Source organism: Campylobacter sp. RM15925 (assembly GCF_012978775.1).
GTDB classification, from domain to species: domain Bacteria; phylum Campylobacterota; class Campylobacteria; order Campylobacterales; family Campylobacteraceae; genus Campylobacter_A; species Campylobacter_A canis.
In genome coordinates this window covers 163577-178287 of the sequence record NZ_LIWP01000001.1, presented here as the reverse complement: position 1 = coordinate 178287, position 14711 = coordinate 163577, and the positions used below count along the sequence as shown (strand labels likewise).

The following is a 14711-nucleotide window of genomic DNA, read 5'->3' as shown; positions in this document are numbered from 1 at the left end:
CGTCCATAAGTAAATTAGTTAAAATTTCTTGTTTGTATTGATGTGTAAATTTGATTAGAGCGAGAAATTAAAAAATTTATAAAGCAAAGGTCGCAAGATGCGACCTTTTGAATACTAAATCATAAAAAACGCTATTATACAAACAGCTACGGCCATAGCAGGAGCCGTTCTTTTCGCAATCTCAACAGGACTTACCATGGCAAGACCGGCACAAACTATAGCAGCACCGGCTATAGGAGATGACGAGCGACCAAGAGCGCCTGCGATAGCAGCAGCCATACCTAATTTGGTTTGCTCAAATCCAAGATCTTGTGCATGCACTGTTATAGCGCCGTTAAACGCCATAGTAGCAGCATCTCCCGATCCCGTAACTACCGCCATTAGATAAGGTATGAACGTTCCGCCCAGTCTCACGAACTCTTCTGAGTGTTTTAAGACCTCGGTTATAGCATCTATCGCCCCGCAAGCTTTAAGACCTGCGACGAAAACGCCCGCTGCGATAATGATACCGATAACTTCAGCATATGCGCTTCCCATGCCCTTAAAGAACTCGGTTGTGATCTTTTCAGGGCTTGTCCAAGTAACAAATACCGCCAAAATCGCGCCAAGAAGCATCGCCTCGGCAACACCCATCTTAGTCCAAGTTAAAAATGAAATTTTATGCAGATCAGTTCCGCCGATGATCAAGATGACAAGCGGCACTAAAGGCATAAGAGCGTATAGCAAATTTACTTTGATAGGCTCTGCGACTACGCCGTCGTTTGCCTTATGCGAAAAGTCCTGACCCTTTTGGTAGTCTTTAAAGAGCAGTGCGGTTATGCTTAATATAACCAAAACCACTATAAATGCCGCCATTGCATTTGGAAACTGAACCTTGATAACATCAGGAATAGTTACCTTAGCCATCTCTGAAACGTATGCGTTGTGAGCCGAACCGGGACTTAAAACACCTCCAAAAGTTCCTGCAAACACAGCAGCTCCCGCCATCGCAGGACGAACACCTGAGGCCATAAGAAGAGGTATCATCGTAGCGCCAACCGCAGCAGAACAACCGGCCGCAGAAGGGATGGCAATATTAACGAAAAACGTAATAACAAAAGTAATAGGAATAAGCAAAAAGCCTATGTTTTTCATAGGTTTTGTAAGCAACACTACAAGATGCTGATCACACTTAGTAACCTTCATAACGTAAGCAAAACCCATACTGGCACAAATAGCCTTAATGAGTCCAGCCGAAGTCATCGACTTGGTAAATTGTGCAAGCGCGTCAAGCGGCGTCAAACAAATAACGCAAAGGGTAAGACCTACACCGATCAAAACGGTTTTAGTCTCTCGCTTTTTAATAAGCAGATAAACAACTGCAACTAGACCTAAAACGGCGCATATTAGCTTAAAAGTAGCCATATTCAACCTTTCTTGTAAATTTTGTCTTTTTGTAATTTATCTATTGTTTGATTATATTCACCATAAATTTAAATAAAAATTAAAATCTATTTAAAATGTAAAACTATTTCCCACTGCGATACTTTCTGTATCTTTTTTATACATCATCTTTAAGACGGCATCATTTCCCATAACGGTTGCACTATTGCCGGCTATCTTAAGCGCAACGCCTTCAGGAAGAGCATATATGGTGCTTTGCTGATTTACGATTAAAAATTCTTCCAGTCTCTCTTCTCTGCTTTCGCCGTTATGTCCCGCAATCTTGCCGCTTATGAAGTGAGGATTTATCTGATGAGGGAACAAATTTAGTGCGTCAAATAGCTTTGGCATGATGATAGGCATATCATTTGTTGTCATTATCGTGCTTCCCGCCACATTTGCGCCTGCAGACCAGCCAAAGTAAGGCACTCCCGCCTCAACTCTTTCTCTTATCGCATCGACTAGGTCAAATTTATAAAGGTAGTGAAGTAAAACAAAGGTATTTCCTCCGCCTATAGATATCACTTTAGCATCTTTTACGGCTTGTTTTAGATCGCTAAATTTGTGGATTGATTTTACTTTTTTGTTTTGCAAGCAGTCTTGAACCTTTAGCTCATATTCATCGTTTGTGCGTCTTACTCCCGCATAAGGTATGAAAAGTATCTCCTCATCGGCTACTCCGGACTCTTGCAAAAACTCATTTATCCAAGGTCTGCAGTGATTTAAGTATCCTGTATCCTTGTAACTTGAACTGCTTAAAAGCAAAGCTTTTTTCATAGTATTCTCCTATATATAAATATGATTGGCATTCTTAGACATAATAAATAACTTATAAATTTAAAAAAATATTAAAAATAATTTTTAAAAATTTATTTTATAAAACAATATATAAACAGTGCTTAAAAAGGGGTTAAAAGCTCTAAAGCCGGTAAATATTTGTTTAATAAATTTAAGCTTAAGTCACAACATGACTATTTACACAAAGCTTTCATAGATAAATATAGTAGGAATAATTTATTATCATTAAGCTATTTTGTATTTAAAAAGTGGCTTTATCGCCTAAGTATAAATTTTAAATTATGCACAAACTTTTTAGGCTAATGAATCAAACTTAATTTATTGAGAATATCACTTCTTTAAATTTGACTTATTTTAAAGAGTGGCTAGGAGTATTTGGCGGTAAATTTTAACAAAATTCTTACCGCCAATACAGCAAAACAAAAGAATTTAAAATCTAAAATTTTGCTTTTAAATCTTCAAAAGCCTTCTCTTGGCATTCTAAAAGATTTCTTTTTTCATCTCTTGCGATATAAAGCTTGAAGATATTTTCTCCGTTTTTATCGTAAAATTGAACCGATTTTGAGAGCATACCCATAAATGTTTGAGTCACGAAAAATATCTTATCTATATCGCTTGCTTTTAAATGTCCGCCGAAATTTGACTCTTTCATACTAAAATTATAATATCCCTGAGCGTGCTGCCCGCTTGGAATTTTTGTTTTGAACTCTATTATGAAAGAAGGTGTGTTTTTAACAAACAAAACCTCTCCCCAATTGCCTATCTCGCCGATAATTTCATCAAATTTATCTCCGCCGGCGACTTTGCAAAACTCACAAGGCAAATTCAAAAGCACTTCCATCTCTTTAAGCTCAAGCTCTTTACCTATCTCACCTAGTGAAATTTTTGGATTTTTCTCGATTAGAGATTTTACTTTTTCTTTCATTTTAATCCTTTGTAAATAAAATTTCCAAAAATTATAGCATATTATTTTAATTTAGATAATAATTATCAGCATTTTAAAAAGAAAAAATATAGAATTAGGAAATGATTAATTTTTAGCTTTATTTCTTAAAAAATTAATTACTTTTTAGCTACTCCGGTTAAACTCGCAAATTTATTAGGTCATTCAAGCACAAAAATGATTTATGATGTCTATGTAAATTACCTTAACCAAAACTTAGATGACTTTAATCGAGATATAAGCATATATACATAATATTGACCTGGGGCATAGGCAGAGGGATTTTTTGTTTTTAAAAAAGTGCTTTGAAATGCCGTAGTTTAGGGCTTAGTGGCGGACAGAGAGGGATTTGAACCCTGAAAGATATTTTTAAAGTCATAAAAATATCTTTAAAAACTCGTATTTAACGCTATTTTGCTTTTATTTTTGTTTTCTTGTATAATCGAATCATTAAATTTTAAAGGATGAAACATGACTATTACATTAACAAACGTTAATTATGAAATGCTTAATGTCATTAAAGCCCTTTTAGCCTTTAATAAAGATATTAAGCTTTATGAAGAGTATGAGCCGAACGAAGAAACATTAAAGGCTATTAAGGATATCGAAGAAGGTAAAAATTTAATCGGACCTTTTAATAACTTAGATGATTTGATGAAAGCCTTAAATGATTGAAATAAAATTTCTAAATCAATTTAAGACTGATTATAAACTACTTAAAAAGCAAGGTTTTGATGATAATTTACTTATTGACTTTTTAGAGCATTTAAAGCTTATTGATGAAATTCCATTGCCTGCAATATATAAAAACCACTCTTTAAAAGGTGATTATAAAGGCTTTTTTGATTGTCATTTAAAGCCTGATTGCATTGTAATCTACAGAAAAGACGATAACTACATAGAACTAGCTCGTATAGGCTCTCACTCTCGTTTATTTAAAAAATACTGATTTTAATTAATTTTTCTGATATAATTCTCATTATGGTTAGATTTATATTTTATTTAATATTAATTTTTTCTATTTCTCAAGCTTCTGATTTTAATAAAAGATTTGATTATCTTAAAAAAAGATTTTTAAATATGACTCCTGATAAAGTTGTTGAATTTGTTTGCTTGCATACAAAAAGAAATACTCCTTATCATGATTTTTTTAATCATGGTTTTAGATATACTTATTCTTGTAGTAACGAAAATTATTTCATTGATTTTAGACCGTATTCAGATGATATTGACATAAAAAATTATAAAAAATTAACTAAATTTGTTAATCAGACTGAAAATGCTATAAATAAAACTATTTGCAAAGACCCAGTTTTTAAAGCTTCTTTACATTCAAATATAAGATTAAATTTTAAAATTTATGATAGTAAGGGTAAATTACAAACAAAATTTACTTATAATCGTAATTCATCGCCTGCTTGTAGTTTTTATTAGCCTAATTCTTTTTTTAAAATTCTTAATTTTATATCTGTAATATAATACTCTTTTTCTGTTTTATTCAATTTTTTGAATAATTCTAGTATTTCTTTTTCATCATTATTTAATTGAATTCCGTTAAAGTATTCATATACTGCTTTGTATAATTCGGGGTTTCTTTTTTCCCAATTGTATAATGTTGTTATATCTTTTTTGATTATTTTTGCTATTTCTTTTTTATCCATTTGAATATTCCAATTAATTTTATTTAAATTTAAGTTCTATTTTGTAATAATTCAAATGTGCTTTTAGAATTATTCAAAATTTGTGTTTATTATAACAAATTTGTTTAATTTTGCCCTAAACATGGCTTTAAACTGTTTCCCCTGTTTTGGTCTTGGATACACCTTTGCGGGGGTTAATTTGTATCCTTATCTTAATACAAAGGTGTATCGATGGAACTTGTCAAATCTCAATTCTCTGTAACTTATGAAATTACAGATGGCGATGTAAAGGCTACTGCTGCAGGTGTTTTACAAAACGGCAAAGCTTATGGTTCTTCCGTTCGTGTTACTTGCACTAATACATACGAAGTTGAAAACGAAAAAACACAATTTACTAACGATGTCAAGCAGGTTGTATCTTTTAAAATTTCTTGTCCTGATGATCTTACAGCTGGTAAAGTCGGTAAGTATTTCAGAGAGCAATTTAAACTTAAAAAACCTATTCTTTGCTTAGGTGGATTGCCTGACAATAACAATGTAGTTACTCTTATTAATCCGGTTGAATATTTCTTGCCTGATACCGACACTCACAAGAAAGACCCAAATTTTAAAAAATCTAATTCGTGAATAGAGCAGGATAAGCCTGCTCTAACTTCTTATTTAAGAGCTTTAAGAGCTTTTATATAAGCAGTTTATCTGTCTTAAATTTCTTAAAGGAGGCTATCATGCCTAAGTTTCTTTCTGGCTTAAAAGCTAAAGTTCTTAGCCTTTTTGCTCTAGGTTCTGTTGCCCTTGCTGACACTTTGACAATGTCTGACCAAGGCGTTGTTTCTGGAACGTTTGATTTAGCAAACGTTTATAAGATTGGCGCTGCTGTTTTTGCCGCTCTTGCCACTATCGCTGTTTTGACGATAGCGTTTAGAATGGTTAAAAAAGCAGGCTAATTTAACTTTGGCTCAAGGCTGAATATGTATGAGTTTATAGAAGTTTCAAAGATGTTAAAGTTTTTGATTTCTTTCTTTGCTCCTACCTTTTCAGCCTTTGTTGCCTATAAGCTTATATCGCTTGGTATAGATATCGTAAGGAAAAATCTAAATGATTGATTTGGGTATATCCGCCGAGCAATATAATTTTCTTATGGGTTTATCTGGTATTTTAGTTGGCTTCTTGCTTAATTTAATAGTTTTTTTGCTTGTAAATAAACTCTGATTTGCTTCTTATAAGCTCAAAGCAGAGTTACGAAGTAAAAGCTTTGAGCCGACAACCGCAGGGCGTCAGTTTTGCATAAAGGAGCTTATATGTACACAATAACCGGAATTGCTTCATTTGATTATTTTGCCAGCATCGGAATACACTTTTTAACTATCTCTTTGCCTTTTTTTCTTTGCCTTAATATGATTACAAAGAAGTTTTTAAGTTAGGTTTATCATGCAAAATTTATTTAAATTTGCCTTACTTCTTTTATTCTTAAACACTTCTGTTTTTGCTGATAGATATGTTTATTATTTTATTACAGAAACTAATCAACCTAAGAAATATTCTTACACTGGCGATATAAATTCTTATATACGTGTTGGTAATGATATTTTTAAATCAGAAGTTATTGATAATATAGAGTATTTAAACTCACAAGACAATTATGATAAAAGTTCTGTATTTTATAGGTTTGGTAATGATAATGCCAAAGCCTTTATTTTCCTTAATCAAGAACCTAAAAAAGTCGGTTGTTGGACACATTACGGACATGATACATTTCAAAATAAAGCTGATTGTGATGAACCTTGGTATCAGTCCTCTGACGCAACTAAACTAAATTTACATGCTTTTAAATTCTTAAATCTTGAAAAAGTAGCCACATGCCAACCTGATGAGCATTTTAACACTGAAACAAAACAATGCCAAAAATGCCCTGAAGGTCAATCTTGGGACTCTGAAAACAATAGATGTTATGATGATTGTTCCGATGTAAATAAGAATAAATGGAGTTGGACTGATGGAGCTTGCACCGATTGCAGTAAAGAAACTACTGATGATGGTGTTGCTCAATGTTATTGTAAGAGTATAGGTTCATCTTATAAAACTAGCCACGTTACTGTTTGTCCTGATGGTGGTAGTATTTGTATAACATCTTGTGACGATGGTTCGCAATTTAATTTCAAAAAGCCTAATACTCCAGATATTCCAAAACCTGACAATAATAATACCACTCCAAGTAATCCAGGTGGTTCTGGTAATCAAAATCCAGGTGGTTCAGGTGGAGATAATGGCGGAGGTTCAGGTGGTAATCAAGGTGGTGGCTCCGGTGGAAATGGTGGCAATTCTGGCGGAGGTTCTGGTGGCAATCAAGGCGGCGATAATAGTGGCGGTTCTAGTGGAAACAATAACGGAAATAATCAAGGTAATGGAAATTCTGGTGGCGGTTCTGGTGGTTCAGGCTCTGGCAATGGCAATGGCAAAGACCCTAAATTTAACCCTGGTGATTTCGATTTTAAAGACTTAGAAAAAGATGTAAATGATTTTAAATCTAAATACTCTGACGCTCTTGATACTGTTTATAATAGTTTTACTAATACCAAACAAGGTATCGAACAATTCATAGCCAACGTTCAAGGTAAAGGCATGAATGGAATAACTAAAAAGAATGTTCCGACTACATGTCCTCGTATATATACTATTAATTTTAATGGATATCCTTCAGAGCTAAATTTTGACTTTTGCAAGGTTGTTTCTCCTGCTTCAGGTGCCTTTTATCACTTATTTTATGTGATTTTCTTTTTAGGCTTTTTAATGCTTATTGTTAAGCTTTTAATACTCTCTTTTTAAGGATAATTCATGCCTGCAATACTTGCCGCATTTGGTGCTTTTTTTACTTTTGAAAAATGGGATAAGGTCGTTCAATGGGTTTTAAGAGGTATTACATTTGGAAAAATGGTTGCCGTTAATCTTGCCATTGTTGTTACTATTGGTCTTTATTGTGGCGCAGTTACAACACTTCTTTTATTTGTCTATGAAAAATCTAATCAATTTATAAATTTAATTAACGATATGACATCAGGAGCTAGTAACGATATCCTTGCTTGGGCTATGGATATACTTAAGGCTTTTGGTCTTTGGAATGCTTTTGTTGATGTTTATAGTATATTTTCAGTTCCTATAATTTCTTTATTTGTTATTTATGGTTATAAATTAGGTCTTAGATTTTTGCATTCTATACAGATGACATTAATTTCATTTAATGTTGCTAGGCTATAACAATGATAACTTATATTGTAGGCGTTCCTGGTAGCGGTAAATCATATTTCGCAGTTTATAAGCTGTGGTATATGTTTATCAGAAAAGAGCCTGAAAAGAAAAGCCTACTATCTAAAATTTTAAAACCTAAACCTATTGAAAACAACTATCTTTATGCTTACACCAATATAGACGGCTTTAAATTTGAATTAGACGAAAGATTACTTAAATTTGACTTCGAGCAATTTTATTCTGATATGCAAATCCTTTATGCTATGTATCTTGATAAAAAACCTGATTCAGAAATAATCGAAGTAGCTAAAACAATGAAATTATATAAAGTTATGTTTATCGTAGATGAATGCCATAACTATTTAAGAGACAAAGAAAATCCCGTTTTAGTATGGTGGGTTACATATCATCGCCATTTATCTCATGACCTATATTTAATCACTCAAGATTTAACCCTAGTAAATAACGAATATAAACGCATAGCAGAGAAATTTTATAAAGCAATCGATAGCTCTAAACGATTATTTTCAAAAACATTTAAATACGCTTATTTTAGCTCTTATAAGATGAACCAGTGTGACCGTGTAAATAGTTTTAATATCAATATCCCTTTTATTCCCGAAGTCTTTAATTTATATCATTCCGGTGCAAATTCTCAAAGTAAATCATTTGTTAAATTCTTTATCTCTATATCAATTTTACTCGTAATTGTAACTATTATATTATTTTATTATTCATATAGCTCAATGTTTGAAACTTCCGATAAATCATCTCAGCCTATTCAAGAATCATCAAATTTAACCATATCATCAGAAACTACAACTAAGCCTAAACCCAAACAACCTGACGAACCATTACAAACTTTACACTATTACAACTTAACTTGTATCGATGAAATTTGCAGATTTAAAGATGAAAAATATACATTCCCTTACGCATACATATCATATACATTAATATCATCACGTCCAAAGTATTTTTATTCAAACACAAAAAACAAGCACTTTATCGAATACTTTTTAGTATTTGATAAGCCCGTGCTTGATGAAATTAAAAATCTTAAAAAAGGTGTATCCAATGAAAGTGTTAATCAAACTTCTATTACTTCTAATCTCTTTAAGTAGCTTTATCAAAGCAGAAACAATCTATACGGATTTGTTAAACTTTGCAGAGCTTACAAGCAAATTTAACAATATCGTTATAGTAACCGATGAGAGCATAGACGGAGCAAATTACTATTTTATCTATCAAAAAGAGACAAATTTAAGCCTTTCCATGTTTAGGAAAATGCTTGAAGCTAAAGGACTTTATCTATATAAGAAAGATAACTTTTACTATATAACGGATAAAAAGCTGCCTGATTATGATTTAAGAAGAATAGAGCTAAATAACTACGTAATAGACGATATAAAAGGCATAATGAATCAGTTTGACGTAAATGCAACCTATTCTATTACATCAAATTCCGTATTCTTTAGAGCGGATGATTACATATACGACCAAATAAAGCAAAACGTAAAACATATCGATAAAGCACTCGAGCAGGTGCAATTTAAGCTCACAATTACCGAAACAAACCTAAAAGACATTAAAGACATGGGCACAAATTTAGCTGCTCTACTCAAACCTATCAACAGAGGAGATTTAAAATACTATATCAACCTTATCACATCACCGTATATTACAAATTCAAACATCATTAAAGACAATAACACTGACTTTTTCGGGGTTTTAAACTTTCTTGAAAGCAATGGACTTACCAAAATCATATCATCACCATTCTTAACGGCTAAAAATCATACAGAAGCATACTTTTCCACCGTTCAAAACATTCCTTATCTAGTATCAAAAACAGAAATTTCAAATGCACAAAAAGAAAAATCAGACAGCTACGAATATAAAGACGTTGGACTTAAAGTTAAAATTAAACCTATCATACTTAAAGACCATATAGACTTTGATTTACATCTCATTTTAGAAGACTTACTATCAAACAATACATTAACCCCTATCACATCAAAGAAAGAGCTTAAAAGCTCTTATTCGCTTAAACGTGGCGATGTATTAGTTCTAAGTGGAATTAATAAAACAACCACTCAAAAGCAAAGAAACGGTGTACCTATTCTAAAAGACATATTTATTCTTAAATATCTCTTTTCAGTAGAGCAAGACCAGGAATTAAGCACCGTTTTAACCTTAACAATACAGGTTATTTAAAATAAAAACAGAAGCCGGTTACTGAGCGGAGCGCGCAGCGCAACGCGAAGTAATGGGCTTCCTTGTCAAATTAATAATAAACTCTTACCTTTAAGGTAAGCGAGCATGAAAGTCTTATAAAAGTGTATGGAATAAGTGAGTTTGACCTTTTAAATTGTCAAAACAAGCTAGAAAAGCAAAAAGAGTATCTATTATCTCAAGGCTATGTAAACAGCTTGGGCGAGTGTAAAACTCTGCTTGATTGCTCTATGGCCGCTAATTTTAGCGACAAATACTACGCAGAAGTATCAAATAGAGTAAATACTATGGCTTCATTCTCTATTGATTTACAGCAAAAGCCAGTATTCCTTACCATAACCCTTAACGGCTGCTTTCGCGACGCTTTAAACGGCGATTATTCAAGATTTAAGGCTAAAGATATGAAATTTTTACCGACTCAAATAAAACATAAAATAAAGCAAGGCTTATCTTTTACCATTAAAGACCTTGTTATTATCCTTAATCATCAATGGAATCTGTTTATCATGCGCTATAACCGCAAATATAAAGGCTTAGAGCGTTCATACATACGATGTTTCGAACCGCACAAAAAAGACGGCGTGCCTCATATTCATGCACTCTTTTATGTTCCTGGCCATACCATAGATTATATGCTTAAAATCTATAAAGACCTATTTAATGCACCGCAAAACCTAAAAACAAATGCTATTACACCGGAGCAAGAAAGAAACGGCGAATTAAATGGCTTTCAAACATCAATAAATAATCCTTCTGGTTATGTAATGAAATATATACAAAAAACATTCATAAATCTAAAAGAAACCGAAAAATTAGACGAGCTTTCGGCTTGGTATATAAAACACAAAGTAAGACGTTTTCTATCATCTCGCACTAAATTTCCATTATGGGTATATAGAAAGATAAATTTTATAAGCGAAATGCAAGATTTCTATCACTTAAACGACCATAAAAACGATGATGACGCTATTTTAGAATGGAATTACTTAGACCAATACATTTACATCAAATTTCCTCGTCGTGAAGAAGAGCTAATATATCTTGACGGCACATTAGAATATTATAGGTGCAATAAACTGATTCATACTTATTCACTCGAAAGACAACAGCACAATAAAACACCTTATAGAGCAGACGGCAAATGTCCTGATTCTAATGAAATGACACTACAAAGAGAGATAAGAGAGTTTAAAAAATGGAAGCTTGAATACTACGGACAAATAAATAAGCCCGTAAATAGAATGAAAAACTATGAACTATATCAATATTACAGCAATTTAGATAAGCAAAACTGCAACTTACAGCACTTAGCCTATGTTGAAAACTTAATGATTGATAGAAATTTAGAGACTTTTACCAAGCAATACGAAAAGCATAATTTAAATGCTCCGGTGCTTGAAGATTTCATCGAAAGAGGACTTAGACAATATGAATTTTAAAAACTATTGCGATTTATATCTTAAACTAGGTAAAGACGAGTGGAAATACTCCACATACTCTAAAAATGAAGGTATAGTTAAAAATCGTTTATCCTGCTTTTTTGATTATGAGATAGAGGACATTAAGCCAAGTGATATAAGAGTTTGGATTAATTCGATTGTCGATGTAGGTCAAAAATCAAAGAAGCACTATTTAACGGCTTTAAGCGGTATTTTTAATCTTGCTTTACAAGATGAACTAATAGCAAAAAATCCTATCATACATCTTAAAAAATTATCTTATACCGCTCCAAAAATTGAGCCTTTTACAAATAGCGAGGTGCAAGCTATTTTAAGAGAAAGTAAGAATTATAACTTTAATTTTAGGCTATTTATTTATCTTGGCTTTTTTACAGGTATGAGAACCGGTGAAATTATAGCTTTGAAAAATAGCGATATAGATTTAAAAAATAAGATAATAACAATTAATGCTACTAGGTCAAGATTTGGCGAAACTACACCAAAGACAAAGAAAAGTATAAGAAAGATACCTATATTAAATACTCTTAATTCTATTCTAGCAACAAAATTTAATAATACTTTTTATCGCACTAAAGAATACTTATTAGAAACTCAATACGGCTTACCATATAGAGATACTTACATATTTCAGCATAACTTTTGGAAACCTATACTAAAAAAGCTAAATATAAGATATAGACGACCTTATACCATGCGTCATACTTACGCTACAAATATGCTTCATAAAAATTTAGTTACTCCAGTTAAACTCGCAAATTTATTAGGTCATTCAAGCACAAAAATGATTTATGATGTCTATGTAAATTACCTTAATCAAAACTTAGATGACTTTAATCGAGATATAAGCATATATACATAATATTGACCTGGGGCATAGGCAGAGGGATTTTTTGTTTTTAAAAAAGTGCTTTGAAATGCCGTAGTTTAGGGCTTAGTGGCGGACAGAGAGGGATTTGAACCCTCGAAGCCCGATTAAGACTTGCACCCTTAGCAGGGGTGTGGTTTCAGCCGCTCACCCATCTGTCCATCTGAATAAAAAGAGTTATTTTACTTATTTATCTTTATAAAACACTTAAAATTTGACAAATACGCCAATTTAAAAACGTTTAAATTTTAAACTCAAGCTAAAATTTACAACAAATCCAAAAATCTAAAACCAAACAATAAAACCGCTCAATCCTTCCAAAGCCACCATTTAAGCTTGCTCTTATCAGGATTTGGCGTATTTGCGTAGTAACATATCATACGATAAACATAAAGTATACACCTGTCGCTTCCTCGTCCAAGTGCTTTAGTGCGCTCATACATATCCTCTGCATTTGCGCCCTTTAGTGAAGCGATGTCGGTATACCCAAGTGCTATAAGATCAGCCTCGGTAGCAGCTCCAACATAAGGAATATCCTTAAACCGACTCACGAGGTATCTCTATCTCGGCAAGAATTCTTTCACAAATTTCGCGAGGATTGTCATCTTCATAAATTGGTCTTCCAACAACGATAAAGTCGCTATTTTCTTGCTTTGCAACTTCAAGATCGGCAACTCTATTTTGGTCATTCACCTCTTCGTTAAACGGACGAATTCCCGGCGTTAACGTCAGAAAAAATCGCGATGTTGCGTCTTTTATCATATTGCTTTCAAAAACAGAACAAACCATACCGTCAAGCCCCGCCTCATAGGCACTCACGCAAAATTTGAGCACAAAATCCTTAATGCTGTCATTATAAACAATCCTAAACGAATTATCGCTAAAGCTTGTAAGTGCGGATACGGCTAAAACTATCGGGCGAGTTTTAAGCGCATTTAGGCGGTTCATGACCTCACTCATCGCCCTTTTTCCTGCACTTGCGTGCACGTTTATCATATCAACGGGCAAGCTTGCTATCACTTCTGCGGCATCGGCCATCGTGTTTGGTATATCATGCAGCTTAAGATCTAAGAAAATTTTAAAATCGTCAATCTTTTTTATATCGTCAATTATCTTAGCTCCGTCTCTTAAATAGCTTCTAAGACCTACTTTAAGCCATAAATCAAGTCCCTTTAGCTCTCTAGCCAAAGCTAAATTTTGCTCCATCGTCGCCATATCAAGCGCTACGCAAAGTTTCATATATCACTCCTTACCGCATCAAGCACGCCGTTTATGAATTTCGGTGCAGAGTCGCTGCCAAGCTCTTTGGCAAGCTCTATCGCCTCGTTTATCACGACCGCTTTATCGGTGTCCGTAAATTTCATCTCGTAAGCGCCAAGACGGAGTATCGCTCTTTCTACAACGCCGATTTCGTGGATTTTATACTCTTTTAAGTGGGAGTTAAGCAACTCATCAAGAGCGGTCAAATTCTCATTTACGCCATCATAAAGCGAAGTCGTGAAATTTCTTTGCTCATTTCTTATCTTTTTTTCCTCTAAAAATTCATCCTTAAATTCACTCATCTCGCTACCCATCTCCTGAGCGTAAAGCAGCGATATTACTGCTTGTCTAACCTGATGACGAGTTGCCATTTTAAACCTTTATATTTTTATATAAATTTAAAAGCTCTATCGCGCCGCTCATCGCTTCAAAGCCTTTATTTCCGGCTTTACTGCCCGCTCGCTCAATGGCCTGCTCGATACTATCTACCGTTAGCACACCAAATGTTACGGGCTTGCCGTATTTAAGAGTTACGTTTGCTATGCCTTTTGTGGTTTCAGCCGAAACATAGTCAAAATGAGGGGTTGAGCCTCTAATAACCGCTCCAACGCAGCATATCGCGTCCCATTTGCCACTCTCAAGTGCCTTTTCAAGAGCCATAGGGATTTCAAATGCTCCCGGAACTAAAATAAGGCTTAAATTTTTCTCATCTCCACCGTGTCGCAAAAACGCATCCCTAGCGCCTTCGACAAGCCTATCAGTGATGATGTGGTTAAACCTTGCATTGATAATTGCGATTTTTTCTTTTCCGCTTAGTTTTAAATTTCCTTCAATTATGTTCATAA

General features: G+C 33.6%; 20 protein-coding genes and 1 tRNA gene. 12 read left to right on the top strand and 9 right to left on the bottom strand.

What is annotated here, in order from left to right; all coding sequences use genetic code 11:
* Window positions 1-114: 114 nt before the first annotated feature.
* The 3 genes from dcuC to hutX form a co-directional block, all read right to left on the bottom strand.
* Window positions 115-1404, bottom strand: coding sequence for a C4-dicarboxylate transporter DcuC (gene dcuC, locus CDOM15925_RS00935; RefSeq protein ID WP_169940147.1), 1290 nt, complete (start codon window positions 1402-1404; stop codon window positions 115-117).
* A 90-nt stretch (window positions 1405-1494) separates the two neighbouring features.
* Window positions 1495-2199, bottom strand: coding sequence for a dipeptidase PepE (pepE, locus tag CDOM15925_RS00930; RefSeq protein ID WP_169940146.1), 705 nt, complete (start codon window positions 2197-2199; stop codon window positions 1495-1497).
* A gap of 457 nt (window positions 2200-2656) precedes the next feature.
* A complete protein-coding gene (hutX, locus tag CDOM15925_RS00925) occupies window positions 2657-3145 on the bottom strand; it encodes a heme utilization cystosolic carrier protein HutX (protein WP_169940145.1) in 489 nt (162 codons plus the stop codon).
* 489 nt (window positions 3146-3634) lie between these two features.
* On the opposite strand from hutX, the gene CDOM15925_RS00920 reads away from it, so the two are divergent.
* Genes CDOM15925_RS00920 through CDOM15925_RS00910 form a run of 3 tightly spaced genes read left to right on the top strand, consistent with a single transcriptional unit; the run spans window position 3635 to window position 4597 of the window.
* Complete coding sequence (locus CDOM15925_RS00920; RefSeq protein WP_169940144.1) at window positions 3635-3838, top strand: hypothetical protein; 204 nt, start codon at window positions 3635-3637, stop codon at window positions 3836-3838.
* Window positions 3831-4112, top strand: a complete 282-nt coding sequence (locus tag CDOM15925_RS00915; RefSeq protein ID WP_169940143.1) for a type II toxin-antitoxin system YafQ family toxin — start codon at window positions 3831-3833, stop codon at window positions 4110-4112. The genes CDOM15925_RS00920 and CDOM15925_RS00915 overlap by 8 nt, the downstream gene beginning before the upstream one ends.
* A 32-nt stretch (window positions 4113-4144) precedes the next feature.
* Window positions 4145-4597, top strand: coding sequence for a hypothetical protein (locus CDOM15925_RS00910; RefSeq protein WP_169940142.1), 453 nt, complete (start codon window positions 4145-4147; stop codon window positions 4595-4597).
* Here the strand turns inward: CDOM15925_RS00910 and CDOM15925_RS00905 are convergent.
* Complete coding sequence (locus CDOM15925_RS00905) at window positions 4594-4824, bottom strand: TetR/AcrR family transcriptional regulator (protein WP_169940140.1); 231 nt, start codon at window positions 4822-4824, stop codon at window positions 4594-4596. The two genes, CDOM15925_RS00910 and CDOM15925_RS00905, sit on opposite strands and share 4 nt — an antisense overlap.
* A 210-nt stretch (window positions 4825-5034) precedes the next feature.
* Between CDOM15925_RS00905 and CDOM15925_RS00900 the strand changes: the two genes are divergently transcribed.
* The 9 genes from CDOM15925_RS00900 (at window position 5035) to CDOM15925_RS00865 (ending at window position 12600) form a co-directional block, all read left to right on the top strand.
* Complete coding sequence (locus tag CDOM15925_RS00900) at window positions 5035-5430, top strand: hypothetical protein (RefSeq protein WP_169940138.1); 396 nt, start codon at window positions 5035-5037, stop codon at window positions 5428-5430.
* A gap of 98 nt (window positions 5431-5528) precedes the next feature.
* Window positions 5529-5747, top strand: coding sequence for a hypothetical protein (locus CDOM15925_RS00895; RefSeq protein ID WP_169940136.1), 219 nt, complete (start codon window positions 5529-5531; stop codon window positions 5745-5747).
* Between the two features lie 24 nt (window positions 5748-5771).
* Window positions 5772-5906 carry a hypothetical protein gene (locus CDOM15925_RS10135; protein ID WP_283956661.1) on the top strand — a complete coding sequence of 45 codons (135 nt, stop codon included), beginning with the start codon at window positions 5772-5774 and terminating at the stop codon, window positions 5904-5906.
* Window positions 5907-6231: 325 nt separating this feature from the next.
* A complete protein-coding gene (locus tag CDOM15925_RS00890) occupies window positions 6232-7626 on the top strand; it encodes a hypothetical protein (RefSeq protein ID WP_169939804.1) in 1395 nt (464 codons plus the stop codon).
* 9 nt (window positions 7627-7635) lie between these two features.
* The gene (locus CDOM15925_RS00885; RefSeq protein WP_169940134.1) at window positions 7636-8055 is read left to right on the top strand and encodes a hypothetical protein; all 420 of its coding nucleotides are present in this window, start codon (window positions 7636-7638) and stop codon (window positions 8053-8055) included.
* 2 nt (window positions 8056-8057) lie between these two features.
* Window positions 8058-9170, top strand: coding sequence for a zonular occludens toxin domain-containing protein (locus CDOM15925_RS00880; RefSeq protein ID WP_169940132.1), 1113 nt, complete (start codon window positions 8058-8060; stop codon window positions 9168-9170).
* The gene (locus tag CDOM15925_RS00875) at window positions 9124-10263 is read left to right on the top strand and encodes a type II secretion system protein GspD (protein WP_169940130.1); all 1140 of its coding nucleotides are present in this window, start codon (window positions 9124-9126) and stop codon (window positions 10261-10263) included. The genes CDOM15925_RS00880 and CDOM15925_RS00875 overlap by 47 nt, the downstream gene beginning before the upstream one ends.
* A 122-nt stretch (window positions 10264-10385) precedes the next feature.
* Window positions 10386-11720: a rolling circle replication-associated protein gene (locus CDOM15925_RS00870; protein ID WP_169940128.1), complete on the top strand. Its 1335-nt coding sequence runs from the start codon at window positions 10386-10388 to the stop codon at window positions 11718-11720.
* A complete protein-coding gene (locus CDOM15925_RS00865; protein WP_169940126.1) occupies window positions 11710-12600 on the top strand; it encodes a tyrosine-type recombinase/integrase in 891 nt (296 codons plus the stop codon). Before CDOM15925_RS00870 ends, CDOM15925_RS00865 begins: the two co-directional genes overlap by 11 nt.
* A 76-nt stretch (window positions 12601-12676) precedes the next feature.
* On the opposite strand, the gene CDOM15925_RS00860 is transcribed toward CDOM15925_RS00865, so the two are convergent.
* The 5 genes from CDOM15925_RS00860 to ribH form a co-directional block, all read right to left on the bottom strand.
* Window positions 12677-12767, bottom strand: a tRNA-Ser gene (locus CDOM15925_RS00860).
* A gap of 147 nt (window positions 12768-12914) precedes the next feature.
* Window positions 12915-13157 (bottom strand): helix-hairpin-helix domain-containing protein, encoded by a 243-nt coding sequence (locus tag CDOM15925_RS00855; protein ID WP_169940124.1) that lies wholly within the window; start codon window positions 13155-13157, stop codon window positions 12915-12917.
* Window positions 13144-13845 carry an orotidine-5'-phosphate decarboxylase gene (pyrF, locus tag CDOM15925_RS00850; RefSeq protein WP_169940122.1) on the bottom strand — a complete coding sequence of 234 codons (702 nt, stop codon included), beginning with the start codon at window positions 13843-13845 and terminating at the stop codon, window positions 13144-13146. Before pyrF ends, CDOM15925_RS00855 begins: the two co-directional genes overlap by 14 nt.
* The gene (nusB, locus tag CDOM15925_RS00845) at window positions 13842-14237 is read right to left on the bottom strand and encodes a transcription antitermination factor NusB (protein WP_169940121.1); all 396 of its coding nucleotides are present in this window, start codon (window positions 14235-14237) and stop codon (window positions 13842-13844) included. Before nusB ends, pyrF begins: the two co-directional genes overlap by 4 nt.
* Before the next feature lies 1 nt (window position 14238).
* Complete coding sequence (gene ribH, locus CDOM15925_RS00840; protein ID WP_169940120.1) at window positions 14239-14709, bottom strand: 6,7-dimethyl-8-ribityllumazine synthase; 471 nt, start codon at window positions 14707-14709, stop codon at window positions 14239-14241.
* Window positions 14710-14711: the final 2 nt, after the last annotated feature.

Bases quoted from the DNA above. Each gene is read 5' to 3' on its own strand.
- dcuC (WP_169940147.1), bottom strand. From the start codon at position 1,404: ATGGCTACTTTTAAGCTAATATGCGCCGTTTTAGGTCTAGTTGCAGTT.
- pepE (WP_169940146.1), bottom strand. From the start codon at position 2,199: ATGAAAAAAGCTTTGCTTTTAAGCAGTTCAAGTTACAAGGATACAGGA.
- hutX (WP_169940145.1), bottom strand. From the start codon at position 3,145: ATGAAAGAAAAAGTAAAATCTCTAATCGAGAAAAATCCAAAAATTTCA.
- CDOM15925_RS00920 (WP_169940144.1), top strand. From the start codon at position 3,635: ATGACTATTACATTAACAAACGTTAATTATGAAATGCTTAATGTCATT.
- CDOM15925_RS00915 (WP_169940143.1), top strand. From the start codon at position 3,831: ATGATTGAAATAAAATTTCTAAATCAATTTAAGACTGATTATAAACTA.
- CDOM15925_RS00910 (WP_169940142.1), top strand. From the start codon at position 4,145: ATGGTTAGATTTATATTTTATTTAATATTAATTTTTTCTATTTCTCAA.
- CDOM15925_RS00905 (WP_169940140.1), bottom strand. From the start codon at position 4,824: ATGGATAAAAAAGAAATAGCAAAAATAATCAAAAAAGATATAACAACA.
- CDOM15925_RS00900 (WP_169940138.1), top strand. From the start codon at position 5,035: ATGGAACTTGTCAAATCTCAATTCTCTGTAACTTATGAAATTACAGAT.
- CDOM15925_RS00895 (WP_169940136.1), top strand. From the start codon at position 5,529: ATGCCTAAGTTTCTTTCTGGCTTAAAAGCTAAAGTTCTTAGCCTTTTT.
- CDOM15925_RS10135 (WP_283956661.1), top strand. From the start codon at position 5,772: ATGTATGAGTTTATAGAAGTTTCAAAGATGTTAAAGTTTTTGATTTCT.
- CDOM15925_RS00890 (WP_169939804.1), top strand. From the start codon at position 6,232: ATGCAAAATTTATTTAAATTTGCCTTACTTCTTTTATTCTTAAACACT.
- CDOM15925_RS00885 (WP_169940134.1), top strand. From the start codon at position 7,636: ATGCCTGCAATACTTGCCGCATTTGGTGCTTTTTTTACTTTTGAAAAA.
- CDOM15925_RS00880 (WP_169940132.1), top strand. From the start codon at position 8,058: ATGATAACTTATATTGTAGGCGTTCCTGGTAGCGGTAAATCATATTTC.
- CDOM15925_RS00875 (WP_169940130.1), top strand. From the start codon at position 9,124: ATGAAAGTGTTAATCAAACTTCTATTACTTCTAATCTCTTTAAGTAGC.
- CDOM15925_RS00865 (WP_169940126.1), top strand. From the start codon at position 11,710: ATGAATTTTAAAAACTATTGCGATTTATATCTTAAACTAGGTAAAGAC.
- pyrF (WP_169940122.1), bottom strand. From the start codon at position 13,845: ATGAAACTTTGCGTAGCGCTTGATATGGCGACGATGGAGCAAAATTTA.
- nusB (WP_169940121.1), bottom strand. From the start codon at position 14,237: ATGGCAACTCGTCATCAGGTTAGACAAGCAGTAATATCGCTGCTTTAC.
- ribH (WP_169940120.1), bottom strand. From the start codon at position 14,709: ATGAACATAATTGAAGGAAATTTAAAACTAAGCGGAAAAGAAAAAATC.